The 23,949-nt window shown below is 72.3% G+C and carries 26 protein-coding genes; 16 read left to right on the forward strand and 10 right to left on the reverse strand.

Annotation, left to right across the window (positions count from 1 at the left end):
- The first annotated feature begins 10 nt into the window (after window positions 1-10).
- Entirely contained in the window at window positions 11-1,453 is a 1,443-nt protein-coding gene (gene uxaC / locus ACO0E0_RS09920; protein WP_422871239.1) for a glucuronate isomerase, read from the forward strand.
- Window positions 1,454-1,709: 256 nt separating this feature from the next.
- On the opposite strand, the gene ACO0E0_RS09925 is transcribed toward uxaC, so the two are convergent.
- The gene (locus ACO0E0_RS09925; protein ID WP_422871240.1) at window positions 1,710-2,408 is read right to left on the reverse strand and encodes a response regulator transcription factor; all 699 of its coding nucleotides are present in this window, start codon (window positions 2,406-2,408) and stop codon (window positions 1,710-1,712) included.
- Window positions 2,405-3,838, reverse strand: coding sequence for a sensor histidine kinase (locus ACO0E0_RS09930; protein WP_422871241.1), 1,434 nt, complete (start codon window positions 3,836-3,838; stop codon window positions 2,405-2,407). Before ACO0E0_RS09930 ends, ACO0E0_RS09925 begins: the two co-directional genes overlap by 4 nt.
- A 231-nt stretch (window positions 3,839-4,069) precedes the next feature.
- Here ACO0E0_RS09930 and ACO0E0_RS09935 point away from each other — a divergent pair, with 231 nt between their 5' ends.
- Complete coding sequence (locus ACO0E0_RS09935) at window positions 4,070-4,345, forward strand: SHOCT domain-containing protein (RefSeq protein ID WP_422871242.1); 276 nt, start codon at window positions 4,070-4,072, stop codon at window positions 4,343-4,345.
- Window positions 4,346-4,362: 17 nt separating this feature from the next.
- Here the strand turns inward: ACO0E0_RS09935 and ACO0E0_RS09940 are convergent, their stop codons facing one another.
- Both ACO0E0_RS09940 and ACO0E0_RS09945 read right to left on the reverse strand, forming a co-directional pair.
- Window positions 4,363-4,890: a gluconokinase gene (locus ACO0E0_RS09940; protein WP_422871243.1), complete on the reverse strand. Its 528-nt coding sequence runs from the start codon at window positions 4,888-4,890 to the stop codon at window positions 4,363-4,365.
- Entirely contained in the window at window positions 4,887-5,204 is a 318-nt protein-coding gene (locus ACO0E0_RS09945) for a putative quinol monooxygenase (protein ID WP_422871244.1), read from the reverse strand. Before ACO0E0_RS09945 ends, ACO0E0_RS09940 begins: the two co-directional genes overlap by 4 nt.
- Window positions 5,205-5,327: 123 nt before the next feature.
- Between ACO0E0_RS09945 and gndA the strand changes: the two genes are divergently transcribed.
- Entirely contained in the window at window positions 5,328-6,791 is a 1,464-nt protein-coding gene (gene gndA, locus ACO0E0_RS09950) for an NADP-dependent phosphogluconate dehydrogenase (protein ID WP_422871245.1), read from the forward strand.
- 81 nt (window positions 6,792-6,872) lie between these two features.
- On the opposite strand, the gene ACO0E0_RS09955 is transcribed toward gndA, so the two are convergent.
- Window positions 6,873-7,487 (reverse strand): hypothetical protein, encoded by a 615-nt coding sequence (locus tag ACO0E0_RS09955; RefSeq protein WP_422871246.1) that lies wholly within the window; start codon window positions 7,485-7,487, stop codon window positions 6,873-6,875.
- Window positions 7,488-7,628: 141 nt separating this feature from the next.
- Here ACO0E0_RS09955 and ACO0E0_RS09960 point away from each other — a divergent pair, with 141 nt between their 5' ends.
- Window positions 7,629-9,311 carry a molybdopterin-dependent oxidoreductase gene (locus ACO0E0_RS09960; RefSeq protein WP_422871247.1) on the forward strand — a complete coding sequence of 561 codons (1,683 nt, stop codon included), beginning with the start codon at window positions 7,629-7,631 and terminating at the stop codon, window positions 9,309-9,311.
- Between the two features lie 40 nt (window positions 9,312-9,351).
- Here ACO0E0_RS09960 and ACO0E0_RS09965 read toward each other — a convergent pair whose 3' ends face one another.
- From ACO0E0_RS09965 to glmU, 3 genes are all read right to left on the reverse strand, one after another.
- Window positions 9,352-10,164 carry a putative protein N(5)-glutamine methyltransferase gene (locus tag ACO0E0_RS09965; RefSeq protein ID WP_422871282.1) on the reverse strand — a complete coding sequence of 271 codons (813 nt, stop codon included), beginning with the start codon at window positions 10,162-10,164 and terminating at the stop codon, window positions 9,352-9,354.
- Complete coding sequence (locus tag ACO0E0_RS09970; protein ID WP_422871283.1) at window positions 10,161-11,138, reverse strand: ribose-phosphate diphosphokinase; 978 nt, start codon at window positions 11,136-11,138, stop codon at window positions 10,161-10,163. Before ACO0E0_RS09970 ends, ACO0E0_RS09965 begins: the two co-directional genes overlap by 4 nt.
- 62 nt (window positions 11,139-11,200) lie before the next feature.
- Window positions 11,201-12,634, reverse strand: a complete 1,434-nt coding sequence (glmU, locus tag ACO0E0_RS09975) for a bifunctional UDP-N-acetylglucosamine diphosphorylase/glucosamine-1-phosphate N-acetyltransferase GlmU (RefSeq protein ID WP_422871248.1) — start codon at window positions 12,632-12,634, stop codon at window positions 11,201-11,203.
- 117 nt (window positions 12,635-12,751) lie between these two features.
- Here glmU and pgi point away from each other — a divergent pair, with 117 nt between their 5' ends.
- The gene (gene pgi, locus ACO0E0_RS09980; protein ID WP_422871249.1) at window positions 12,752-14,479 is read left to right on the forward strand and encodes a glucose-6-phosphate isomerase; all 1,728 of its coding nucleotides are present in this window, start codon (window positions 12,752-12,754) and stop codon (window positions 14,477-14,479) included.
- An 84-nt stretch (window positions 14,480-14,563) separates the two neighbouring features.
- Here pgi and ACO0E0_RS09985 read toward each other — a convergent pair whose 3' ends face one another.
- Window positions 14,564-15,970, reverse strand: coding sequence for an MFS transporter (locus tag ACO0E0_RS09985; protein WP_422871250.1), 1,407 nt, complete (start codon window positions 15,968-15,970; stop codon window positions 14,564-14,566).
- 75 nt (window positions 15,971-16,045) lie between these two features.
- On the opposite strand from ACO0E0_RS09985, the gene ACO0E0_RS09990 reads away from it, so the two are divergent.
- Window positions 16,046-16,777: a DUF4396 domain-containing protein gene (locus ACO0E0_RS09990; RefSeq protein WP_422871251.1), complete on the forward strand. Its 732-nt coding sequence runs from the start codon at window positions 16,046-16,048 to the stop codon at window positions 16,775-16,777.
- An 86-nt stretch (window positions 16,778-16,863) separates the two neighbouring features.
- Window positions 16,864-17,643 (forward strand): glycosyltransferase family 2 protein, encoded by a 780-nt coding sequence (locus ACO0E0_RS09995; protein WP_422871252.1) that lies wholly within the window; start codon window positions 16,864-16,866, stop codon window positions 17,641-17,643.
- Between the two features lie 9 nt (window positions 17,644-17,652).
- On the opposite strand, the gene ACO0E0_RS10000 is transcribed toward ACO0E0_RS09995, so the two are convergent.
- Complete coding sequence (locus ACO0E0_RS10000) at window positions 17,653-18,225, reverse strand: TetR/AcrR family transcriptional regulator (protein WP_422871253.1); 573 nt, start codon at window positions 18,223-18,225, stop codon at window positions 17,653-17,655.
- A gap of 82 nt (window positions 18,226-18,307) precedes the next feature.
- Here ACO0E0_RS10000 and ACO0E0_RS10005 point away from each other — a divergent pair, with 82 nt between their 5' ends.
- The 9 genes from ACO0E0_RS10005 to ACO0E0_RS10045 all read left to right on the forward strand — a co-directional run bounded on the left by ACO0E0_RS10005 (window position 18,308) and on the right by ACO0E0_RS10045 (window position 23,834).
- Window positions 18,308-19,186, forward strand: coding sequence for an SDR family oxidoreductase (locus ACO0E0_RS10005; protein ID WP_422871254.1), 879 nt, complete (start codon window positions 18,308-18,310; stop codon window positions 19,184-19,186).
- A gap of 76 nt (window positions 19,187-19,262) precedes the next feature.
- Window positions 19,263-20,216: an AraC family transcriptional regulator gene (locus ACO0E0_RS10010; protein ID WP_422871255.1), complete on the forward strand. Its 954-nt coding sequence runs from the start codon at window positions 19,263-19,265 to the stop codon at window positions 20,214-20,216.
- Window positions 20,217-20,331: 115 nt separating this feature from the next.
- Window positions 20,332-20,775 carry an Asp23/Gls24 family envelope stress response protein gene (locus tag ACO0E0_RS10015; RefSeq protein WP_422871256.1) on the forward strand — a complete coding sequence of 148 codons (444 nt, stop codon included), beginning with the start codon at window positions 20,332-20,334 and terminating at the stop codon, window positions 20,773-20,775.
- The gene (locus ACO0E0_RS10020; protein WP_422871257.1) at window positions 20,772-20,963 is read left to right on the forward strand and encodes a DUF2273 domain-containing protein; all 192 of its coding nucleotides are present in this window, start codon (window positions 20,772-20,774) and stop codon (window positions 20,961-20,963) included. The genes ACO0E0_RS10015 and ACO0E0_RS10020 overlap by 4 nt, the downstream gene beginning before the upstream one ends.
- Entirely contained in the window at window positions 20,960-21,277 is a 318-nt protein-coding gene (locus ACO0E0_RS10025; protein ID WP_422871258.1) for a hypothetical protein, read from the forward strand. Before ACO0E0_RS10020 ends, ACO0E0_RS10025 begins: the two co-directional genes overlap by 4 nt.
- A gap of 13 nt (window positions 21,278-21,290) precedes the next feature.
- Entirely contained in the window at window positions 21,291-21,866 is a 576-nt protein-coding gene (locus ACO0E0_RS10030; RefSeq protein WP_422871259.1) for a hypothetical protein, read from the forward strand.
- Window positions 21,863-22,426, forward strand: coding sequence for a hypothetical protein (locus ACO0E0_RS10035; protein WP_422871260.1), 564 nt, complete (start codon window positions 21,863-21,865; stop codon window positions 22,424-22,426). The genes ACO0E0_RS10030 and ACO0E0_RS10035 overlap by 4 nt, the downstream gene beginning before the upstream one ends.
- 115 nt (window positions 22,427-22,541) lie before the next feature.
- A complete protein-coding gene (locus ACO0E0_RS10040) occupies window positions 22,542-23,525 on the forward strand; it encodes an Asp23/Gls24 family envelope stress response protein (protein WP_422871261.1) in 984 nt (327 codons plus the stop codon).
- 141 nt (window positions 23,526-23,666) lie between these two features.
- On the forward strand, window positions 23,667-23,834 hold the full coding sequence (locus tag ACO0E0_RS10045) for a hypothetical protein (protein WP_422871262.1): 168 nt from the start codon (window positions 23,667-23,669) through the stop codon (window positions 23,832-23,834).
- Window positions 23,835-23,949: the final 115 nt, after the last annotated feature.

Here is a 23,949-nt window from a genome sequence, read left to right on the forward strand (position 1 = left end):
GGACTCGACGATGACCGACCCGACCCCGCACCCACGCGCACTCGCCCCGCACCCGGACCGCCTGTTCCCGGCCGATCCGGCAGCACGCGCCGTCGCCCGCACGATCCACCGCGAGGTCGTCGACGCGCCGATCATCTCCCCACACGGACACGTCCCGGCCGCGATGCTCGCCGACGACAGACCGTTCGACGACCCGGCCGCCTTGCTCATCACCCCGGACCACTACGTGCTGCGGTTGCTGCACGCCAACGGCGTGCCCCTGGACGCGCTCGGCCGTGCGCCGGTCCCGGGTCCGTCAGCCGCGCCTCCCGGCCGATCCGTCTGGCGGAGGCTCGCCGAACACTGGGACGACTTCCTCGGCACCCCGGTCCGGTCCTGGTTCGAGACGGAACTCCACGACGTGTTCGGGCTCACCGAGGTCCCGTCGGCGGCGAACGCCGACGACCAGTACGACCAGCTCGCGGCCGCGCTCGCGACCCCCGCCATGCGGCCTCGCGCGCTGTTCGACCGGTTCGGCATCGAGGTGCTCGCGACCACGGACGACCCGTCGTCCGACCTCGCCGCGCACGCGGCACTCGCGGCGGACCCGACGTTCCGTGGCCGCGTCGTCCCGACGTTCCGTGCGGACGCCGTCTTCGATCCGTCGGCACCGGCCTGGAGGCCCGCGGTCGCCTCGATCGGGGAGGCCGCCGGGATCGACACGGGGACCTCCGACGGACTGCTCAGAGCCCTCCGCGCGCGACGGCAGTTCTTCATCGAGCACGGCGCGACCGCCACCGACACCGGTGTGATCGACGCGGGTTCTGCGCCGCTGTCCGCCGGTGACCGGGAGCGGATCCACGCGATCGCACTCCGGGACCCGTCCTCGGTCTCCGCGGCGGACGCCGTCGCGTACCGGCACGACATGCTCCACCGCTGGGCGGAGATGAGCGTGGAGGACGGTCTCGTGATGCAGTTGCACGCCGGGGTCATCCGGAACCACCACCGGCCCTCACTCGAGCGGTTCGGTCCGGACGCCGGACACGACCTGCCCGCTGTCGGGTCGTTCACGACGCCGCTCCGCCCGCTGCTCGAGGCCTTCGGGACCGCCGCCGGGTTCCACCTCGTGTTGTTCACCGTCGACGAGACCGTGTTCTCCCGCGAGATCGCGCCCCTCGCCGGGTTCTACCCCGCCGTGTACGCGGGTGCGCCCTGGTGGTTCATCGACACCCCGGCCGCGATCCGCCGGTACCGCGAGGCCGTGACCGACTCGGTGTCGTTCACGAAGACCTCGGGGTTCATCGACGACACCCGCGCGTTCTGCTCGATCCCGGCGCGGCACGACATGGCCCGGCGGGTCGATGCGGCGTACCTGGCCGATCTCGTCGTGACGCACCAGATCTCCGAGGAGGACGCCGTCCGGACCGCGCGGCGGATCGTGTCCGACATCCCGCGCGCGACGTTCAAGCTGTAGGCCGGGGTGGTGCGCGGGGCTCGGGTGCGGGGGGCTCGGGGCGGGCCGGGGGCTCGGGCCATCGAGCGTGCAGTTCCGCCCGGAGTTCGCCGTACGGACCGGGCCGAAGTGCACGCTCGGGAGGGGCCCGTCGCGCGGGACGGACTCGCACTGCCGCGCTCGGGCTCGGGCCGTCGAGCGTGCAGTTCCGCCCGGTGCTCGCCGTACGGACCGGGCCGAAGTGCACGCTCGCGGCAGGCCCGGCGCCCGGAGCGGGTCAGGGCTGCCAGCCCGGCTGGACGAGTCCCGTCTCGTAGGCGAACACGACGAGCTGTGCCCGGTCCCGCGCGCCGAGCTTGATCATCGCCCGGCTGACGTGCGTCTTCGTGGTGGCCGGACTGATGAACAACCTCGCACCGATCTCCGCGTTCGACAGGCCGGCAGCGACGGCGCGCATCACCTCGCGCTCGCGGCCGGTCAGGACGTCGAGCTCCGGGGCGAGCGCCGACGGCTTGGAGTGCGTCGCGAAGGCCTCGACGAGGGACCGGGTCGCACCGGGTGAGAGCAGGGACTCCCCCGCGACGACGGTCCGGACCGCACGGATCAGCTCCGCGGGCTCGGTGTCCTTGACGAGGAACCCGCTCGCACCACCGCGGAGCGCATCGAACACGTAGTCGTCCTCCTCGAACGTCGTCAGGATCACGACGTGCACGCTGCCGAGCGCGGGGTCGGCCGAGATGCGCCGTGTGGCCTCGATGCCGTCGACGCCGGGCATCCGGACGTCCATGAGCACGACGTCCGGTCGCATCGCCCGGACGACCTCGACCGCGGCGGCTCCGTCGCCGGCCTCGCCGAGGACCGCCATGTCCGGTTCGGCGCCGAGGAGCGCACGGAGGCCGGCCCGGATGAGCATCTGGTCGTCGACGAGGACGATGCCGATCGTGTCGGGACGGGCCGTGTCCTGGGTGTCGGTCATCCGGGCTGCATTCCTGTCGTCCGGTGCGTCGGTGTCTCGAACAGGTCCTCGGCACCACCCCGGGGCAGGCGCGCACGGACCACCCACCCGCCGGTCGGGAGCGGTCCGGCCGAGCACGTCCCGCCGACCGCCCCGGCACGCTCCCGCATGCCGATCAGCCCGTTGCCGGGAGCGGTGGGGAGGGCCGTCGCCGCCGGGTCGCCGACGATCCCGTCCGGGGTGTCCACGACCTCGAGCTCGACGACGTCGGTGCCGACGTCGATCCGGATCGCGGCCGCGTGTCCCGGCGCGTGCTTGATCACGTTCGTGATCGATTCCTGGACGATGCGGAACGCGCTCCGGTCGACGATCCCGCCGACGGACGTCACATCGCCGACCACTTCGAGCGACACCGACAGTCCGGCCGCCCGAGCGCGCTCGACGAGCTCCGGCACCCGGTCGAGTCCCGGCGTCGGTGAACGCTCCGCCGTGACGGGGACGGCGTCGACGCCGCGCAACACGCCCAGCACCGCCCGGAGCTCGACGAGCGCGTCCCGGCTGGCGTCCCGGATGTTCGTCAGCGACTCCCGCGTCGACTCCGGGAGCGAGGAGCCGAGGTGCAGCGCCACCCCCGCCTGCAGGTTGATGAGCGACATGTTGTGCGCCACGGAGTCGTGCAGTTCGCGCGCGATCCGGACGCGTTCCTCGTTCGCTCGACGCACCTCGGCATCGACGCGCGCCTGTCTCGACTCGACCGCTCGGAGGATCCGGATGCGGGCGAGCTCGGCGATCGAGATCGTCGCCACCACCCAGGCGAGCGCGAACACCGTGGTGCCCCACGGCAGGACCGTGCTGCGTCCCGTCATGACGTCCGTCCACGGCAGGACGAGCACCGCCGCCGCCCCGGCGACCACCGCCTCGCGTCGTCGCAGGACGAACACGGCGTGCACCAGCGCCATCGTGAACGCGGCGACGAAGGGCCCACGCGGGGTGACGACGACGGCGTACCCGATCGTGGTCGCGAGGGTGACCGCGAGCACGACGACCGGCGCCCGGTACCGGAACGGCAACGCGAGCACCCCGGCGATGAGCAGCACGATCGCGACCGGTGTCAGGACGACGGGATCGACGGCACCGAACGGACCCGGACCGCCCCCGTCGCCGAACGGACCCGGTCCGACTCGCCCCGCGTGCTCGCCGGCGGCCCTGCCGAACTGCGAGAACACGATCGTCCCGCCGATCTGGACGACCGCGACGGGGATGACTCGACCGGTCCGGGCGAACCGACGGGGAGCGGAGAGCGGTGTGCGGTCCGTGCCCGGCCGGGCGGACGGACGCGTGACACGGCGCGGGACGCGGCGCGGGACGCGACGCGGGACGCGGCGCAGGACGCGACGCCCGGGCCGGCGCCCCTCCGATTGCCCGGTACGCCCGTGCTCGTCGATGTCCACGGGTCGAGCCTAGGTTCCCCGTGGCGCCGTGCCCATCGGCACGTGGGCGGAGTTCCGGCCTGCGCCCGCGGTCGTAGGCGGCGTCGATCCGCAGGGCCGCGTACAACGCTCGGAGCAGACCAGGATGCGGACCGCGGGACGATGCGTCCGGGACGCTCCCCGGCGACGCTTGAGGGACCGCGGCGAACCGTCGTCGCGGTCCGTCAGCCCACCAGTCCCCAGGAGGACCCCATGTTCACGACACTCGCCGCATCACCGCTCGTCGTCACCGCCGCCGGCACGGCGCAGCACTGGCACGGCGGACCCGGGTTCGGTCCCGGTCCGTTCCTGTTCCCGCTGTTCTTCCTCGTGGTGCTCGTCGCGCTGTTCCTCGTGTTCGGCGTCGTCCGCCGCGGCTCGTGGCGCGCTCGCTCGGATGCGCGGAGCGTCCTCGCCGACCGGTTCGCCCGCGGTGAGGTGGATGCCGAGGAGTACCGCGCACGGCTGTCCGAGCTCAGCCGGAAGTGACCGATGGTCCGGGACACTCAGCGGTCGGCGTGCACCAGGAGCGCGGCCTCGATGTCCCGGACGGTCTCGTCGACCGGCCCGTCGATGTGCACCACGACACCGGGCTCGTCGGACTGCAGCGGCTCGAGCGTCGCGAACTGCGAGTCGAGCAACGAGTTCGGCATGTACTCGTGCTGCCGATGCCGCTGCCGGTCGGCGATGAGCTCGTGCGGCCCCGACAGGCTCACGATGAACAGGTCCTCGTCGACACTGCGGAGCCGGTCGCGGTAGACGCGCTTCAGGGCGGAGTTCGCCATCACGCAGCGCTTGCCGGTCGCCTGGACCTCGTGGATCCTCCGGGCGCAGAGGTCCAACCAGGGCCACCGGTCCTCGTCGGTCAGCGGGATGCCGGCGGCCATCTTGTCCTTGTTCGCCTCCGGGTGCAGGGAGTCGGCGTCGACGAACTCGGCGTCGTCGCCCCAGTGCTCGGCGAGCGCCGCGCCGACCGTGGACTTGCCGGACCCGGACACGCCCATCACCAGCACCGGTGCGCCGACGCTGCTCACAGGGCGCCCTTGGCGCCGTCGCCGACGGGTCGCGGACGGAGCACGCGGACCTCGATCGGGCTCGCCAGCAGCTCGGCGGCCGCCGTGGAGAACGCCGTGAAGGCGGGGTTCGCGCCGTGCGCCTCGAGCGCGTCCTGCGACGCCCACTGCTCGATGATGACGAGCACGCCCTGCCCGGCTTCGTGCAACGCGTACCGCAGGTTGCCCTCGTCCTCCTGACCGTGCGGGACGTACTCCTCGACGAGTCGTTCGAGTTCCTGGGCGGATTCGGGTTCGGGACGCAACGTGGCAACCACGACGATCGGATCGGTCATGCCTCAACAGTACGAACCGCGCCCGTCGGGAGTCCCAGGATGAACACCGCCTGGACGCGATCCGGACTGCCCTCATAGGCTCGGATCGGGATCTTCCTCCATGTCAGGACAAAGGAGAACACGGTGGCCGGAGAACAACAGGACCAGCAGGCGAACATCGGGGTCGTCGGCCTCGCGGTGATGGGGTCGAACCTCGCGCGGAACCTCGCGAGCCGCGAGGGCAACACGGTCGCCGTCTACAACCGCACGTACGCGCGGACGCAGGAGCTCATGGAGGAGCACGGCGACGCGGGGTTCATCGCGTCCGAGGACATCGACGGCTTCGTCGCGTCGCTGTCGAAGCCCCGGACGGCCATCATCATGGTGCAGGCCGGCAAGGGCACCGACGCCGTCATCAGCCAGCTCGCCGAGCGGTTCGAGCCGGGCGACATCATCGTCGACGGCGGCAACGCGAACTTCCACGACACCATCCGACGTGAGAAGGACCTCAAGGACAAGCAGATCAACTTCGTCGGCACCGGCATCTCCGGCGGCGAGGTCGGCGCGCTCGAGGGGCCGTCGATCATGCCGGGCGGGTCCGACGAGGCCTGGGAGACGCTCGGCCCGATCCTCACGTCCATCGCCGCCGTCGCGGAGGGCGAGCCGTGCGTGACCCACGTCGGCACGGACGGCGCTGGCCACTTCGTCAAGATGGTGCACAACGGCATCGAGTACGCCGACATGCAGCTAATCGCCGAGTCGTACGACCTGCTGCGCCGGGTCGGCGGGCACTCCACCGACGAGCTCGTCAAGGTGTTCGAGGAGTGGAACGACGGCGACCTCGAGTCGTACCTCATCGAGATCACCGGCGAGGTCCTCAAGCAGCAGGACCCCGACAGCGGGAAGGCCCTGGTGGACGTCATCCTCGACCAGGCCGGATCGAAGGGCACCGGCGTCTGGACCGTGCAGAACGCGGTCGGACTCGGCATCCCGGTCTCCGGCATCGGCGAGGCCGTGTTCGCCCGTGCGGTGTCGAGCAAGCCGGAGCAGCGCGAGGCCGTCCGGAAGGCGTTCCCGGACCGCCCGGACATCCCCACCGCGCCGGAGGGGTTCGAGGACGACGTCCGCGCCGCCCTCTACGCGTCCAAGGTGGTGGCCTACGCGCAGGGCTTCGACCTCATCATCGCGGGGGCGAAGGAGTACGACTGGGACATCGCCCTCGGCGACATGGCGAAGATCTGGCGTGGTGGCTGCATCATCCGCGCGCAGTTCCTGAACCGCATCGTCGAGGCCTACGACAAGAACCCCGAGCTCGAGTCGCTCCTCGTCGACCCGTACTTCGCGGACGCGGTCAAGGAGGGCGAGGCAGCCTGGCGCCGCATCGTCGGACTCGCGGCAGCGTCGGGCATCCCGGCTCCCGGGTTCTCCTCCGCCCTGGCGTACTTCGACTCGCTGTCCTCCGAGCGTCTCCCGGCGGCGCTCATCCAGGGTCTCCGCGACTTCTTCGGGGCGCACACCTACCAGCGCATCGACAAGGAGGGCACGTTCCACACGCTGTGGTCCGACGACGACCGCCGCGAGGTCGAGCAGGACCCCTCGACGCACTAGCGGCGTCGGGCACGTGCCGTCCGGCCTGGAGGCTCGGCGGCGGCCCGGCGCGGGTCCCCGCCCCCGGCGGACGCGAGCGCCTCAGAGCGTGATGCGCTCGGCGGTGAGGTCCCGCACGAGCTGCTCCACCCGGCGCTCGCGTCCGAGGACGCGCGGCGAGCCGAGCCCCCGCCGGACGAGGAACGAGGCCACGGCCCCGTTGTCGTCCGGCCCGATGTAGTGGATCGCCACGACGGCCGCACGGCCGCCGCGCGAGCCCGTGTCGTCCGGGGCTTCGAGCGCGACGTGCACGACGCGGTCCCAGCCGATCACGAGCACACGGGTCGCCCGGTTCCCGTCGAGCTGCCACAGCGACGCCTCGGTCGCCCCGAACCCCCACATCACGCTCGTCGGCAGCACGATCTCGGCGTGCTCCGCCGCGACCGAGGCACGGAGCTCGTCGGTCGGGACCGCGGGGACGAGCCGCACGGTCGGGTCGAACCGTCGGACGGCAGCGCCGAGTGCCTCGTCGACACGACGACGACGCGCCACCCATGACTGGCGGAGTCCGGCGACGACGACGAGCACACCGACGACGACCGAGGCGACCTGCACGCTGCCGAGCAGGGTGAGGTTCGTGTGCGGATCCCAGGTGCCGAGCGAGACGCGGACGACGAGGAGCGCGGCCCACACGCCGAGGATGACCCAGCGCACCACCGACAGACGATCGACGGCGCGACGGCTCGCGCCGAGTCGGCGGGATCGTCCAGGACCGGATCGCACTCGCCGATCATCCCACGCCCGTCCCGATCGCGAGACGACCAGCCAACCCGAGGCACGGCGACCTACGATCGGCCCGTGACCATCCGTGCGACCGACGACGCCCTCGACCGCGACCCCGACCACCGGGGCCAGGGCGGTCTGGGCGGTCCGGACGGTCCGGGGAACGGTCCGTCGGCCTCGCGCCGGAGCACCGCGTGGCTCGCCGCGTTGACGGGTGTCGTCGCCACAGCCGTGTTCCTCGCGGTCGCCGAGGTCGTCGCCCTGCTGCTGAACGGTGCCGGGAGCCCGCTCGTCGCGGTGGGCGGCGCTGCGATCGACCTCGCTCCGCGCGGGGTGAAGGACCTCATGGTGTCGCTGTTCGGCACCGGCGACAAGCTCGCGCTCTTCGTGCTGATGGGGGTCCTGCTCGCCGCCATCACCGCAGCGGCCGGGATCCTCGAGCGCCGACGACCGCCGTTCGGCAGCGTCGTCTTCGGCATCGGCGGGGTGATCGCCCTCGTCGCCGTGATGACCCGCACGGGCAGCGGCACCCTCGACGGTGCCCCGACCGTCGTCGGTGTCGCCGTCGCGATCATGGTGCTCCGGCGGATGTCCGCGCGGCTCGGTGCGTGGCGGTCCGCGGAGCTCCAGCGGCAGGCGCCGGGTCGGACCGTCAGCGAGACGACCGCCGTCCGCGCCGTGTCCGTCGAGCGCCGGGCGTTCATCGCGTGGGCGGTCGCTGCGGGTGCTGCGAGCCTCGTCGTCGGTGTCGCGGCCCGGACGGTGGACGGCGTCCGGGCCGCTGCCGTCGCCGCACGTCGAGCGATCCGCCTGCCGGCGCCGGCCGTCACCGAGGCCGCAGTCCCCGCCGGGGCGTCGCTGGACGTCGCGGGGATCACCCCGTACGTCACGCCCGCGTCGGACTTCTACCGGATCGACACCGCGCTCAGTGTCCCGTCGGTCGACCCGACGACGTGGCGACTCCGGATCACCGGGATGGTCGACCGGGAGCTGGAACTGAGCTTCGAGGACCTGCTCGGGATGCCGCTCGAGGAGCACATGGCCACCCTGAGCTGCGTGTCGAACGAGGTCGGCGGCGACCTCATCGGCAACGCGCTGTGGCTCGGGTACCCGATCCGGGACCTCCTCGCCCGGGTGCAGCCGCACGCCGACGCCGACATGGTCCTGTCCACGAGCGTCGACGGGTTCACCGCCGGGACGCCGCTCGACGTGCTGCAGGACGAGGGCACCGCAGCACTCCTCGCCGTGGGCATGAACGGCGAACCGCTCCCGGAGCAGCACGGGTTCCCGGTGCGGATGGTCGTCCCCGGGCTGTTCGGCTACGTCTCGGCGACCAAGTGGGTGACCGAGCTGCGGGTGACCCGCTTCGCGGATGCCCAGGGCTACTGGATCCCCCGCGGCTGGAGCGAGCGCGGTCCCGTCAAGCTCGAGTCCCGCATCGACACCCCGGCGCAGGGAAGCACCGTCAAGACGGGCGACCGTGTCGCGATCGCCGGGGTCGCCTGGCAGCCGCACACCGGTGTCGAGCGCGTGCAGGTGCGGATCGACGACGACGCCTGGGTCGACGCCGAGCTCGCCGACTCCGTCTCCGCGGACACCTGGCGACAGTGGGTGTACCGCTGGACGGCGACGTCCGGGAACCACACCATCAGTGTCCGTGCCGTGAGCGCCGACGGCACCGTGCAGACGAGCGTCCAGCGGCCGCCCGCCCCGAACGGCGCGACGGGCTGGGACTCGATCACCGTCACCGGACGCTGACCGACGTCGGCGGGCCCGGGCGCCCGGTGGGGCCTGCCGCTCACGCAGGGGCAGCCGGGAGGCCCGCACGCACCGCGACCACGCAGGTCGCGTCCGCCTCGTCGTCGGACGTGATCCGTGCCTCCAGGCCGGCGGCGGTGAAGGCCGCGGCCGACGCGGCGGACTGTGCCGCGCTGACCTCGATGACGACGGCTCCTCCGGGACGGAGCCACCGCGCGGCGGAGGCCGCGATGCGCCGGTGCAGGTCGAGGCCGTCCGCGCCCCCGTCGAGCGCGATGCGGTGTTCGTACGACCGGGCCTCCGGCGGCATGAGCGCGATCGCGTCGGTCGGGACGTACGGCGCGTTCACGGCGATGACGTCGACGCGGCCGAGGAGCCGCGGCGGGAGCGGGTCGAACAGGTCGCCGAGGACGACGCTGGCGTGGTCCCCGAGGTTCTCCCGGGCGACGTCCACCGCGTCGGGATCGATGTCGGCCGCGACGAGGTCGAGCGCGCCGACACGCTGGAGCAGCGCGGCCCCGACGGCACCGACTCCGCAGCACAGGTCGACCACGACGGCACCCGGGTGCAGCAGGTCGGCGGCGGTCGTCACGAGGAACGTGGTGCGCTGCCGGGGGACGAACACCCCGTCGGCGACCCGGAGTCGGAGCCCGGCGAAGTCGACGAACCCGAGCACGTACTCGAGCGGCTCCCCCGCGATCCGGCGGGACAGCAGCGTCCGGAGCCGGACGGGATCACCGTCGGCGGCGCCCAGGATCAGCGTGGCCTCGTCCTCGGCGAACACGCTGCCGGACGCTCGCAGTCGAGCGGTCAGTGCGGCGTGGGCGGCGTGACCCGCGGCGTGATCGGCTATGCCGCACCGTCGAACATGCTCGTGACGGACCCGTCGTCGAACACCTCGTGGATCGCGCGGGCGATCAGCGGGGCGATCGGCAGGATCGTCAGGCGGTCCCAGTGCTTCGACGGGTCGAGCGGCAGCGTGTCGGTGACGACGACCTCGTCGATGAACTCGCTCTGCAGGAGCTCGGTGGCCGGGTCGGAGAACACCGCGTGGGTCGCCGCGACCACGACGCCGACGGCACCGTTCGCCTTGAGGGCCTCCGCCGCCTTCGCGATCGTCCGCCCGGTGTCGATGAGGTCGTCGACGAGCAGGCACACCCGCCCGGAGACGTCGCCGACGATCTCGTGCACGGAGACCTGGTTCGGGATGAGCGGGTCACGGCGCTTGTGGATGATCGCCAGCGGGGCGCCGAGCTTCTCGCTCCAGATGTCGGCGACGCGGACGCGGCCCATGTCCGGGGACACGACGGTGAGGTTCGACGGGTCGAGCTGCTCCTGGAAGTGCTTCAGGAGCACCGGCATCGCGAACAGGTGGTCGACCGGTCCGTCGAAGAACCCCTGGATCTGCGGGGCGTGGAGGTCGACGCTCATGATCCGGTGTGCACCGGCGGCCTTGAACAGGTCGGCGACGAGCCGCGCCGAGATCGGCTCGCGGCCGCGGCCCTTCTTGTCCTGGCGTGCGTAGGGGTAGAACGGCGCGACGACGGTGATGCGCTTGGCGGAGGCACGCTTCAGCGCGTCGACGATGATCAGCTGCTCCATGAGCCACTCGTTGATCGGCGCCGTGTGCGACTGGATGACGAAGGCGTCGCAGCCCCGGACCGACTCGTCGAAGCGGGCGTACAGCTCGCCGTTCGCGAAGGTGCGGGCGTCGGTCGGCACGAGGTCGAGCCCGAGTTCGGTGGCGATGTCCTCGGCGAGTGCAGGGTGCGCCCGACCGGAGACGAGCACGAGTCGCTTCTGGCCGGTGATCTTGATTCCGGACAACTGTGTGCTCGCTCCCTGGCCGTCATGGCCGAACAGGCGGCGTGGGCCGCCTCCGTCGTCTGTCATTCGCCGTGCGCATCCTCGAGCGCCGCCGTCGCGGCCTGCGCCGCGGCCGACCCGGGCCGGTGTTCCTCGACCCAGCCCTCGGTGATGCGCTGCGGGGCGAAACTGATCGCGAGTGATCCAGCTGGCACGTCCTTGCGCACTGTCGTACCCGCTCCCGTGTAGGCCCCGTCGCCAATCCTAACCGGGGCGACGAACACGTTGTGCGATCCGGTCCGGACGTGCGAGCCGACATCGGTGTGGTGCTTGGCGACACCGTCGTAGTTCGCGAAGATCGTGTTCGCGCCGATGTTCGACTCCTCGCCGATGTCGGCGTCCCCGACGTAGGACAGGTGCGGGACCTTGCTGCCCCGACCGATCCGGGCGTTCTTCGTCTCGACGAACGTCCCGATCTTGCCGTCCTCGCCGAGGTACGAGCCGGGCCGGAGGAACGCGAACGGGCCGACGGTCGCGCGGTCACCGATCACGGCGAGCGTCGCGTCGGTGCGGCTCACGCGGGCTCCGACGCCGACCTCGGTGTCGCGGAGGGTGCTGTCCGGCCCGACGACCGCCCCCGCGGCGATGGCCGTCGCACCCTCGAGCGCCGTGCCCGGCAGGATCTCGGCGTCGGGTTCGATGGTGACGTCGAGGTCGATCCAGGTCGACGCGGGGTCACGGACCGTGACGCCGGCGAGCTGGTGCCGCCGGACGATGCGAGCGTTGAGCTCGCGACCGGCGTCGGCCAGCTGGGACCGGTCGTTCACTCCCGCCACGAGCCACGGGTCGGTCAGGGTCAGGACGTCGATCCGGCCGCCGCGGGCCGCGATGAGCGCCGGGGCGTCGGTGATGTACTTCTCGCGCTGTGCGTTGTCCGTGCCGATGCCGGGCAGGACGGCCCGGAGGTGTGTGACGTCGAAGGCGTAGATGCCGGCGTTCGTCTCGGTGATCATGCGTTGGGCGTCCGTGGCGTCCTTGTGCTCGACGACGCCGGAGAACGCGCCGTCGCCGTCCCGCAGGATCCGACCGAGTCCGGTCGGGTCCGGCGCGATCGCGGACACGAAGGTCACGGCGTTGCCGGCGTGCGCGCTGACGAGCGACATGAGCGACGGCGGGTCGAGCAGCGGGACGTCGGCACTCAGGACCACGACGACGCCGTCGAAGTCCGCGGGGAGCGCATCGACCGCGACCTCGACCGCCCGGCCCGTCCCGGGGACCTCGTCCTGGTCGACGACGATCGCGTCCGGCGTGCGCTCGGCGACCTCGGCCGCGACACGGTCCCGTTCGTGGCGCACCACGACGGCGACGTGCTCCGGCTGCAGCGACTCGGCGGTCCGGAGCACGTGCGCGATCAGCGGCAGGCCGGCGAGCCGGTGCAGGACCTTCGGGGTGGTGGACTTCATGCGCGTCCCCTGGCCCGCGGCCAGGACGACGACGGCGATCCGCGGGTCGGTCATGTGCCCATCCTGCCGCACGGGACCTGCTCGCACGGGAATAGAGTGACAGCGGCCCTCCTCGCAGTGCTGCGTGAGCCGCGGGCCACGCATCCCAGAAGCGTCCAGGAGGACAGATCCATGAGCTCATCCGCTCCCGTCGACCCCACGACCGGCGAGGCCTGGCAGAAGCTGCAGGCCATCGCCGACGGGTTCACCCCCGATCTCCGCGCCTGGTTCGACGCCGACCCGGGCCGCGCCGAGCGGTACACCCACCAGGCCGCGGACCTCACCGTCGACCTGTCGAAGGGCCTCGTGACGGAAGAGGTCCTCGACCTCCTCCTCCAGGTCGCCGAGCGTGCCGACGTGGCCGGCCGCTACCAGGCGATGATCTCGGGCGAGCACATCAACGTCACCGAGGACCGTGCCGTCCTGCACACCGCGCTCCGGCGCCCGCGGGACACCGACGGCCTCGTCCCCGCGGCACCCCTCACCGTCGACGGCCAGGACGTCGACGCGGACGTGCACGCCACGCTCGACAAGGTGTACGCGTTCGCCACGAAGGTCCGGAGCGGCGAGTGGACGGGTGTCACCGGCAAGCGCATCGAGACCGTCGTGAACATCGGCATCGGCGGGTCCGACCTCGGCCCGGTCATGGTGCACGAGGCGCTCAAGCCCTACGTGCAGGAGGGCCTCGAGGCGCGCTTCGTCTCGAACATCGACCCGACCGACATCTTCGAGAAGACGAAGGACCTCGACCCCGAGACGACGCTCTTCATCGTCGCGTCGAAGACCTTCGGCACGCTCGAGACGCTGACGAACGCGCGCCTGGCCCGCCAGTGGCTGTGGGAGCGGCTCGGCGCCTCCGGTGCGATCGAGGACACCGACGAGTCCCGCACGGCTGCGGTCGCCAGGCACTTCGTCGCCGTCTCCACCGCGCTCGACAAGGTCGAGGCGTTCGGCATCGACCCCGAGAACGCGTTCGGCTTCTGGGACTGGGTCGGCGGTCGCTACTCGGTCGACTCCGCGATCGGGACGTCGGTCGTCGTCGTGATCGGCCCGGACAACTGGGAGCAGTTCCTCGCCGGGTTCCACGCCGTCGACGAGCACATGCGCACCGCGCCGCTCGCCGAGAACGTCCCGGTCCTGATGGGCCTGCTGAACGTCTGGTACTCGAACTTCCTCGGGGCGCAGAGCCACGCGGTCCTGCCGTACACGCAGTACCTCTCGCGCTTCCCCGCGTACCTGCAGCAGCTCACCATGGAGTCGAACGGCAAGATGGTCCGATGGGACGGCAGCCCGGTCACGACCGACACGGGTGAGGTCTTCTGGGGCGAGCCCGGCACGAACGGGCAGCACGCGTTCTACCAGCTCATCCACCAGGGCACGCGGATCATCCCGGCGGACTTCATCGCCGTCGCCAACCCGGCGCACCCGCTCGTGGACGCCACCGGCGACGGCGCGGGCGTCCACCCCGGCCAGGACGTGCACGCGCTCTTCATGGCGAACTTCTTCGCGCAGACCAAGGCGCTCGCGTTCGGCAAGACCGCCGACGAGGTCCGCGCCGAGGGCACCGACGAGTCGGTCGTCCCGGCCCGCGAGTTCTCCGGCAACCGCCCGACGACGTCGATCCTCGCCCCGGCGCTCACCCCGAGCGTCGTCGGTCAGCTCATCGCCCTGTACGAGCACATCGTGTTCACCGAGGGCACGATCTGGGGCATCGACTCGTTCGACCAGTGGGGCGTCGAGCTCGGCAAGCAGCTCGCGCTGCAGGTCACCCCGGCGGTCGGCGGCGACACCGAGGCGCTCGCCGCGCAGGACAGCTCGACGAAGGCGCTCATCGAGAAGTACCTCGCGCTCCGCGGGTAGACAGGTTGCGTCCGCGACCGGATGACGGACTGGAGGGACGGTGCCAGCTGGCGCCGTCCCTCCAGTCCGTCCCTGGGGCCGCGGTCACGCGGCGACCGATCCCGGTCCGTCGCTGGTCTCGGCGACGCCGGACCGCCCGCGCTCACGGACGAACGCCATGAGCGCGAGGCCGACGAGCAGCACCGCCACGATGCCGAGGATGCCGAACCGGGTCTGCCCGCCGATCGTCACGGCGAGGCCGAACGCCGCCGGCGCGAGGAAGGACGCGGCACGGCCGGTCGTCGCGTACAGGCCGAAGAGCTCCCCCTCGCGCCCGGGCACGGCGAGGGAGACCAGGTGGGAGCGGCTCGAGGACTGCACCGGGCCGACGAACACGCAGAGCGCGAGGCCGAGCACCCAGAAGCCGACCTGCGCCGTGCCGATCACCAGCACGCCGGTCCCGCAGAGCACGAGACCGACGAGCGCTCCGACGATGACCGTCCGGGAGCCGAAGCGGTCGTCGAGTCGGCCGGACAGCACGGTGGCGATCCCGGCGACGACGTTCGCCGCGATGGCGAAGAGGATCACCTCGGACGCCGAGAACCCGAACACCTGCGCGGCGAGGATCCCACCGAACGTGAACACGCCGGTCACGCCGTCCCGGAACACCGCGCTCGCGACGAGGAACACCAGCACGGTGCGACGCTCTCGCCAGAGCCGCGCGACGTCCCGCCCGAGATCGGCGTAGGCGGTGACGAGGTTCCCGGTGCGCACCGGCGCCGGTTCGGACTCCGGGATGACCACGAACAGCGGGACGGCGGACAGTGCGAACCAGAGCGCGGCGATGCCGATCGCCACCCGCACGTCCCACGAGCCGCCCGCGATCGTCGACGGGAGCTGCAGGAGACCGCCCGTCTCGCCGGTGCCCGAGAAGTCCTGGATGCAGAGCACGAGCAGCACCACGAGCAGCACGATGCCGCCGAAGTACCCCGCCGCCCAGCCGATCGCCGAGACCCGGCCGGTCCGTCCCGCGGGGGCCACCTGCCCGAGCATCGCGTTGTAGCCGACGCTCGCGATCTCGTAGGCGACGGTGCCGATGCCGAGGAGCGCCGCGCCGAACACCAGGAACGGCTGCGACGGCGCGACGAACACCATGAGCGCGATGGACGCCACCGTGCCGATCGTCGCGACGAGCACGGAACGCCTCCGCCGGCCGCTCGCGTCCGACAGCCGTCCGACCGCCGGCGCGACGAGCGCGACGACGACCCCCGCGATCGTCAGTGCGACGGCGACGACGGCGGCGTCGTGCGCGAGCGCGGCGTCGAGGGCGACCCGCCCGGCGGGGGTGTCCTGACGCGCGACGACGGCAGGGTCCACGAAGGCTCGGCTCGCCAGGTAGGTGCTGAACACGAAGGTCGTCACGACGGCGTTGAAGGCCGCCGACCCCCAGTCCCAGAGGGCCCAGGCGACCAGTCCACGTCGATCGGTCCGCATCGTGTTCGTTCGCTGCATGGCCGAACCGTACCGGCTTCGCGTGTCGCGACGGTGCCGCGTCCACCCGTGGTCTCGGGGGTGTTCGCTGGACCCATGCCCGCCGTGTCACTCTCCCCGGCCGACTTCCCGCTCTGGTTCACCGTCCTGTCCACGGTCTTCCTCGCCGTGGGGGTCCTCTGCGCGCTCTGGGTCGCCGTCGACGTCGTCCGCCGCCCGCAGGGGATGGGGGTGATGAACGTCGTCTGGCCCGTCACCATGTTGTTCGGTGGCCTCGCGTGGCTCGTCTTCTACCGACGACAGGGTCGTGCGGCACCGCGCGGACGTCCTGCGGCGGGCGGGGAACACTCGATGGTCGTCTCCGTCGCCACCGGCACGAGCCACTGCGGTGCGGGCTGTGCGATCGGCGATCTCGTCGGGGAGTTCACCCTCGTCGCCGTCCCGACGCTCGGCGTGGTGCTCGGACGCGGGACGCTCTACCAGGACCAGATCATCGCCGGGTGGATCCTCGACTTCGTGCTCGCGTTCGTCCTCGGCATCGTCTTCCAGTACTTCTCGATCGCTCCGATGCGGGGGCTCGGACTCCGGGCCGGTCTCGTCGCGGCTCTCCGAGCGGACGCCCTCTCGATCTCGTCCTGGCAGGTCGGCATGTACGGCGTGATGGCGCTCGCCCAGCTCCTCGTGTTGCCCGCGTTGTTCGGGGGCCGGGCGGACGTGCTGAGTCCGGAGTTCTGGTTCGTGATGCAACTCGCGATGCTCGCCGGGTTCGCGACCGCCTACCCGGTGAACTGGGCGCTCATCCGCACCGGCGTCAAGGAGCCGATGTGAGGAGCGCCGGCCGGTCGAGTGCGGTCCGCGGCTGACCCGTCGGGCGCCGGGACCGTCGTGCAGGAGCCCATGGCCAGGCTGGTCCCATGCCCCGAGCACTGCGCGTGACCGTCGTCGTCCCGGTGCTCGACGACGCGGACCAGCTCCGGGCGTGCCTCGGGGCGCTCGCGCGGCAGACCAGGCCCGCCGACGAGGTGATCGTCGTCGACAACGGCAGCTCGGACGAGAGCGTCCGCGTCGCACTCCGCGCCGGAGCGGTGGTCCTGCACGAGCCGGTCCGCGCGATCGGTGCCGCGGCGGCCCGCGGCTACGACGCGGCGACCGGGGACCTCGTCGCGCGGATCGACTCCGACACCGTCGTGCCGACCGACTGGCTCGCCCGCGCGACGGGGTGGTTCGCCGACCCGCTCGTGACGGCGGTGACCGGCCCCGGGCGGCTCCGCGGGCTCGGACCGGTCGAGGGGGCGTTCTGGCAGTCCGCGTACATGACCGCCTACTTCGTCCTGGTCTGGGGATCCCTGGCCCGTCCGCCGCTCTTCGGGTCGAACATGGTGGTCCGACGCGACGCGTGGCTCGCGGTCCGCGGGCGCGTGCACCGCACCGACCCCGAGGTCCACGACGACATCGACCTCGCACTGCAGTTCGACCCCGCGTGGCGGACCCGGTTCGACCGGTTGCTCGTCGTGTCGGTGTCCGGCGTGCCGGTCCGGGACGCCAGCGGCCTCGTCCGGCGCATCCGGAAGGCCGTGCACACGATGCTCGTCGCCGGCCGGGTCGGGAACCCGGTCCGACGGCACGTCCGTCGATGGGCGACGGGCACCCGCGTGGTCGAGCACCGCGTCGGGCATCCGGTCCGCACGGGCTAGCCCGCTGGGTCAGGCGAGGCGCGCGGCCGCCGCCCGGAGCTCGTCGAGGGCTGCCCGCGCCAGGGCCGGCAGCCCCGTGGTGTTCCCGGGCTCGATCCACCGGTCGAACCCGTCGTGGTACGCCCGGGCGCCGAGGTCGGCCGCGAGCGACGCGGTCGGCTCGGCGACGCCCCGCTCCGCGAGGCCGTCGGCGATCGCCCGCGCGATGACCGCCTGCTTGAACACCGCGCGTTCGCGGAGCTCGATGTTCGCGGCGACGACCTCCTGGAGACGCGGTGCGTACTCCCGCTGCTCGTCGAAGGCCGTCGCCGTCATCGCGTCGACCGCTGCCAGGACCGCGTCCATCGGCGTGCCGTCGGACGGAGCCGTCCGGGCCGCGGTGCGTGCCAGGTCGACGAGCACCGGCTGCCCGAAGAAGAGGACCTCGCGCTTGTCCGGGAAGTGCCGGAAGAAGGTCGTCTTGGTGAGCCCCGCCCGCGCTGCGATCTGCGCGGTCGTCGTCGCGTCGTACCCCTGCTCGGCGAACAGATCGATGGCGGCCCGGAGCAGTCGTCCGCGCGCATCGGGCTGCCAGCGTGCCATGCGTCCATCCTAGTCATGTGACTCAGTTACATCAGGTGTACAGTGACGGTACCAAGTCACATCACCATCGAACGGAGACATCATGCGCGTGTTCATCACCGGAGCCGCCGGCCACATCGGGACGGCGGTCGTCGAGGAACTGGTCCACGCCGGCCACGACGTCGTCGGACTCGTCCGGTCCGACCGGTCCGCAGCGGTCGTGGGATCGCACGGCGGCACCCCGCTCCATGGCGACGTCAACGACCTCGACCTGCTGCGCCGGGCTGCGTCGGACGCGGACGCCGTCGTGCACCTGGCGTTCGACAACGCCGCCGCCGCGAACGGGGAGATCGGCCGTGCCGCCGACGCCGACCGCCTGGTCGTCCGGACCGTCGGGGACGCCCTCGCCGGGACGGGCAAGGCGTTCATCGGGATCGGCATCGCGACGACGGGCGACCCGGACGCCGACCGCGCCATGGAGGCGAACCCCCGCACGTTCGTCGCTCGCGAGCTCCTGGCGCTGACCGACCGCGACGTCCGTGCGATGCTCGTCGGGGTCCCCCCGGTCACCCACAGCGACCGGGACCGACACGGGTTCGTGCCGATCCTCATCGGGATCGCGCGGCGACGGGGTGTCTCCGGCTACGTCGACGACGGGGCGAACACCTGGCCGGCCGTGCACACGCTCGACCTCGCACGGTTGTACCGACTCGCGCTCGAACAGGCTCCGGCCGGCACGCAGGTCATCGGCGCGGCGGAACCGGGGATCCCGGTGCGGGACATCGCGACGGCGATCGGACGGGGGCTCGGCATCGAGACGCGGAGCATCCCCGCCGCGGACGCCGCCGAGCACTTCGCCCCGTTCCCGTTCATGGGGATGGACATCGTGATGCCGAACGACGCCACGCGCGCGCTGCTCGGGTGGGAGCCGACGCACCCGTCGTTGCTCGAGGACCTCGCCTCGGGGTACTCCTTCGGCTGAGTCGCCGACCGTCCGTCGGGCCTGACACCCGAACCGGTGCTTCCGGTGCTGCCGGGCGGGGTGCGACGATGATCCGGTGAGCGAGGCAGTCCGCACCGGTTTCCGTCGCGTGCGGATGTCGAGCGACGACGGCGTGGACTACGACGCCGTGTTCCGTGGCGAGTACGCCGGCAGCGACCTGACCTCGACCGCGGACCCGGACGCCCCGTACGAGTACACGGTCGCCGGCGACGACGACGTCTCGTTCCGGACGATGCACGCCGCCGGCGGCCCTCGTGGGGGGACGATCGGGCCGAGACGCGACCACGTGGTGTTCTGGCTGAGCGGTGGGGCGCTCGAGCTGCAGATCGACGGCGACGTCCGGGTGATCACCCCGGGCGCACCGACCATCGTGTCCGCGAGCGTCGCGTACCGGTTCGCCGCCGAGGAGACCCACTACAACGGCCTCCACATCAGCGACACGTTCCTCCGTACCGTCGGTCACGACCTCGGGATCCGGATGCCGCAGGGGCCGGTGCTGTTCGACCAGCAGGACGACCGGATCGTCGCGCTCGCCCCGCTCCGGTCGCTCATGCGCCGCATCGGCCCGCAGTTCGTCGACCCGGTCACGGCGGAGGCGGTCCGCGAGTCCCTGAAGCGGGAGATCGTCGGGGTGGTCCTCGAGACGTTCCCGATGCGTCTCACGGCCGGGAGTGCGGCATCGACGGACCGGTTGACCGCGGCTGTGGCGTTCATCGAGGAGCACGCCGACGAGCGGATCCAGCTCGCCGACATCGTCGAGGCGGCCGGCATGAGCGCGCGCGGCCTCCAGCAGCTCTTCGCGCGCACCCTGTCGACGTCGCCGATGGGCCACCTCGCGGACGTCCGGTTCGAGCGGGTCCGGCGGGCGCTGCTCGCCGCCGATCCCCGGACCGGGCGCGTGGGCACGATCGCGCGCGCCGCGGCGTTCGGCAACCTCGGCCGGTTCGCCGGTGCCTACCAGGAGCGGTTCGGCGAGTCGCCCGCGGCGACGCTGCGACGATCGCCCTGAACCTGGCAGTTCACTGACAGCGGCCGATCCGGTGTGACGATCGCCGACGTCGCTGCGTCCTCCTGTTGATCCACCCGAGCGAACAGCCTCGGGTACCGAGCAACCAGGAGGAATCATGGCCGACACCACCGCAACCCCGAAGACCGTCGCCACCACGACGCCCACCACCATCTCGACCGACGGCGGCAAGACCGTCATCGACGACAGCGTCGTCGCGAAGGTCGCCGGCATCGCCGCTCGCGAGGTCAGCGGAGTCCACGCCCTCGGCGGCGGAGCAGCCCGTGCGATCGGTGCGATCCGCAACGCCATCGGCGGCCAGGACCACGGTCAGGGCGTCAAGGTCGAGGTCGGCGAGCGTCAGGTGGCGGCGGACGTCGTCATCGTCGCCGACTACCCGGTCGCGCTCCAGGACGTCGCCGAGCGCGTCCGCAAGGCCGTCGGCACCGCGATCGAGCAGATCATCGGCATGGAGGTCGCCGAGATCAACGTCACGATCCAGGACGTCTTCATCCCGGGTGACGACGACGAGAACAAGACCGAAGAATCGCGCGTCGCATGAGCACCCCACTCGTCGGCGCCCTGATCGGCGCCATCCTCGCCGTCGTCGCGCTGCAGTTCGGGTTCTGGGGCTTCGTCCTCGTGATCGTGTTCGGCGCGGTCGGGGCCCTCGTGGCCGCGCTCGTCAGCGGTCGCGTCGACTTCGCGTCCCTGCGTGACGTGCTGACCGGGCGCCGGAGCTCCAAGTGAGCACCGGCCCGGTCATCCCGGGCCACGTGGAGATCAGCTCCCGAGCGCTGATCTCCTGCGCCCGGGCCGTCGTCGCCGAGCGGCTGGCCGTCCCCGTCGGGCGGGTCCACGTCGACCTCGACGACCACCAGGGCGCGATCGCGCTCGACATCACCAGCCCGATCGGCGACGCTGCAACCGGCATCGTCGACTCGGCCCGGGACTCCGCCTCGGAGATCCGCGAGCGCCTCTCGTCGCTCGTCGGACGCCGTGTCGGAGCGGCCCGGCTCGAACTCACCGGCATCGTGCGTGCGCGCACGGGCCGGGTCCGCTGAGAGGGCGAACACCATGGCAACCACCGCACTGGAACGCCGTCTCCAGCACCGGTCCGTGCACCGCAGTCGGTCCACGGCCGTGTCGATCGCGCTGATCGTGCTCGTGCTCGTCGCGGCGTGGATCGGCACCGAGTCCGTGCTCGCCGCGATCGGGGCCGCACCCCTGCTGGTCGCCCCCCAGACGGCAGCCGACGCAGCACTCCGTCCAGCGACGCTCGGCGTCACGATCGCGGTCGCCTCGGCGGTCGTCCTGCTCGTGCTCGGGATCTGGCTCGTCGTGCTCGCCGTCGCCCCCGGGCGTCAGCACCGACGGACCGTCGCCCGTGACCGCGCGGTCGTCGTGATCGACGACCGGATCGTCGCCTCGACCGCCGTGGCCGCGGCGAGCACGGCCGCCGGGCTCTCGCCCGACCAGGTCGACGCCTGGGCCAAGGGCCGCCGCGTCGGTGTGCGCATCGTGCCCACATCCGGGATCCCGATCGACACCGAGTCGGTCCGGGCCGCCGTCGACGACCGCCTCCGCTCGGTCGACGAGAACCTCGTCCGCCGTGTCACGGTCGACGTCGCTGACAAGGGAGTCCTCGCATGACCAGCAGCAACCGCACGATGAACCGCATCCTGCTGTTCGTGCTCGGGCTCGTCGCGATCGTCGTGGCGGTGGTCGCCGGTGCCGGGGTCCTCCCGCCCGTCCGCGACGCCATCGCGCCGTACGTCACGCTCCCGGACCGCGTCACGATCGACACCGGGACGCTCTGGATCATCGTCGCGGTGTCTGCCGTGGTGATCGTCCTGTCCCTGACCTGGATCCTCACGCGCGGTCGTGGCGGCACGTCCATCGCTCTCCGCGAGGGCTCCGACGACGACCAGGTCACGATCAACGTCGGACTGGTCCGAGACGTCGTGGAACACGAACTCGCCGACGTGCGGGACGTCGTCGGGACCAGGGTCGACCTCTACCGCGTCCGACGGTCCCGTGCCGCTCGGGTCCGCGTCGCCGTCCGTCGCGGCGGAGACGCCGGCGTCGTGCTCGATGCCGTGGACCGGGCGATCGCCACCCTCGACCGGATCCTCGGTCGAGAGATCCCGACGCTCGTCCACCTGACCGGCGGCACGCGGGCAGCACTCACCAGACGCACGCGCGTGCAGTGACCCGGTCCGGCTCGACCGGATCGATGACTCCCCCACCGGGCCGGTCGCCCTGCTCCACCCCGGAGCAGGGCGACCGGCCCGACCAGTACCACCCCGAGAACCAGGAGGTCGGACGATGACCGATCAGCACCCCACAGCAGCGCGGACCAGCGTGGTGACGGACGACGTCCCCACCGAGCTCACCACACCGCTCCCGGACGACGCGACACTCCCGACGCGGGTCGCGCGGGCCGTCTCCGCGACGGCGACCGGCGTGTCCGGCGTCCACCGACTCGGTGGCCTCGTCGCGAACGCCGCCGACCGGCTCCGCGAACGGATCGGTCGCAGCGCCGGCGCCCCGGGCGTCCGGGCGGACACGGCGGAGGACGGCGTCTCGCTCGTCGTGGACGTCTCGATCGTCGTCGACTACCCCCGGTCCGTGACCGAGGTCGCCGACGCCGTCCGGACCCAGGCCGAGCACGCCGTCGCGCAGCTCACCACGACGCCGGTCGAGGTCCGCGTCCGAGTGGTCGACGTGCACGGACCGTTCGACCGCGACGTCGAACCCGCCGACCTCGTCAACTCCGCCGCCGAGGCCGTGCAGGACACCGCGGCACGGACCGCCGCCGCCACGAAGGACACCGTGGCTCGCGCGGGGAGCGCGGCCAGCCAGGCCGCGGACGCCACCTCGAACGCGGCCAGCCAAGCCGCCGACGCCACCTCGAACGCGGCCAGCCAAGCCGCCGACGCCACCCGGAACGCCGCCGAACGTTCCGCCGACGCCACCCAGGACACGGGGGCACGGGTCGCGGACGCCTCGAGGGCCGCTGCCGCGCGCACCTCCGAGGCCGCGATCGCGATGTCGGACCAGGCCGTCGAGCACGCCGGACGTGCCGTCGACGCCGCCGGAACGGCCACCGCGACGGCGGCAGCCACGGTGCGCGACGCGGGCGAGGGCCTCCGTGTCCGATCGGCGGACGCTGCGGCGAGCGCTGCCGACGCCGCCGCCACCGCCGCCGAGTCGGCCGCCGCGACTGCCGAGGCCGCGGCTGCGACCGCCGCCGACGCCGCCACCACCGCCGAGACCGCCGCGACCCGCCGCTCCCCCGGTCGCCCGTGACCGACCCGTCGTGGTGACCGGCCCCTCGCCGGTCGCAGAGGCGGTCGGGTCGGCTGACCGCGCCGCGGACCTGCGGCCTACCATCGCTGACATCCCGCAGCGGATCGTCGGCTGACGACCCGCCCACTCGGAAGGAACCCCATGCGCAACCGCATCATCCTCATCGGCGTGATCGTGGCCGTCGGCTACTGGCTCGGCGTCCGGGCGACCCGTCCGGTCGTCCGGGACCCCAAGGTCGACCGGCAGCGCGCGAAGCGTCGGGCCGCGGCCCGCAAGCAGCTGGTCAAGACCGTGAAGAAGCACCGGTAGCGCGGAGCGACTGCCGACGACACGGACGGGAGGTGGGGGGGCCGCGGGGCCCCCCCCCCCCCCCCGGCGGGGGGGGGGGAGGGACAGCCGGCGCGACCAAAGCAGGGTAACCAAG

This window comes from Curtobacterium phyllosphaerae, from assembly GCF_049341865.1.
GTDB classification, from domain to species: Bacteria; Actinomycetota; Actinomycetes; order Actinomycetales; family Microbacteriaceae; genus Curtobacterium; species Curtobacterium phyllosphaerae.

Excerpts from the sequence above, each read along its gene's own strand:
- uxaC (WP_422871239.1), top strand. The coding sequence starts at position 11 with ATGACCGACCCGACCCCGCACCCACGCGCACTCGCCCCGCACCCGGAC.
- ACO0E0_RS09925 (WP_422871240.1), bottom strand. The coding sequence starts at position 2,408 with ATGACCGACACCCAGGACACGGCCCGTCCCGACACGATCGGCATCGTC.
- ACO0E0_RS09935 (WP_422871242.1), top strand. The coding sequence starts at position 4,070 with ATGTTCACGACACTCGCCGCATCACCGCTCGTCGTCACCGCCGCCGGC.
- ACO0E0_RS09945 (WP_422871244.1), bottom strand. The coding sequence starts at position 5,204 with ATGACCGATCCGATCGTCGTGGTTGCCACGTTGCGTCCCGAACCCGAA.
- glmU (WP_422871248.1), bottom strand. The coding sequence starts at position 12,634 with ATGACCGACCCGCGGATCGCCGTCGTCGTCCTGGCCGCGGGCCAGGGG.
- pgi (WP_422871249.1), top strand. The coding sequence starts at position 12,752 with ATGAGCTCATCCGCTCCCGTCGACCCCACGACCGGCGAGGCCTGGCAG.
- ACO0E0_RS09985 (WP_422871250.1), bottom strand. The coding sequence starts at position 15,970 with ATGCAGCGAACGAACACGATGCGGACCGATCGACGTGGACTGGTCGCC.
- ACO0E0_RS09990 (WP_422871251.1), top strand. The coding sequence starts at position 16,046 with ATGCCCGCCGTGTCACTCTCCCCGGCCGACTTCCCGCTCTGGTTCACC.
- ACO0E0_RS09995 (WP_422871252.1), top strand. The coding sequence starts at position 16,864 with ATGCCCCGAGCACTGCGCGTGACCGTCGTCGTCCCGGTGCTCGACGAC.
- ACO0E0_RS10000 (WP_422871253.1), bottom strand. The coding sequence starts at position 18,225 with ATGGCACGCTGGCAGCCCGATGCGCGCGGACGACTGCTCCGGGCCGCC.
- ACO0E0_RS10005 (WP_422871254.1), top strand. The coding sequence starts at position 18,308 with ATGCGCGTGTTCATCACCGGAGCCGCCGGCCACATCGGGACGGCGGTC.
- ACO0E0_RS10015 (WP_422871256.1), top strand. The coding sequence starts at position 20,332 with ATGGCCGACACCACCGCAACCCCGAAGACCGTCGCCACCACGACGCCC.
- ACO0E0_RS10020 (WP_422871257.1), top strand. The coding sequence starts at position 20,772 with ATGAGCACCCCACTCGTCGGCGCCCTGATCGGCGCCATCCTCGCCGTC.
- ACO0E0_RS10030 (WP_422871259.1), top strand. The coding sequence starts at position 21,291 with ATGGCAACCACCGCACTGGAACGCCGTCTCCAGCACCGGTCCGTGCAC.
- ACO0E0_RS10035 (WP_422871260.1), top strand. The coding sequence starts at position 21,863 with ATGACCAGCAGCAACCGCACGATGAACCGCATCCTGCTGTTCGTGCTC.
- ACO0E0_RS10040 (WP_422871261.1), top strand. The coding sequence starts at position 22,542 with ATGACCGATCAGCACCCCACAGCAGCGCGGACCAGCGTGGTGACGGAC.
- ACO0E0_RS10045 (WP_422871262.1), top strand. The coding sequence starts at position 23,667 with ATGCGCAACCGCATCATCCTCATCGGCGTGATCGTGGCCGTCGGCTAC.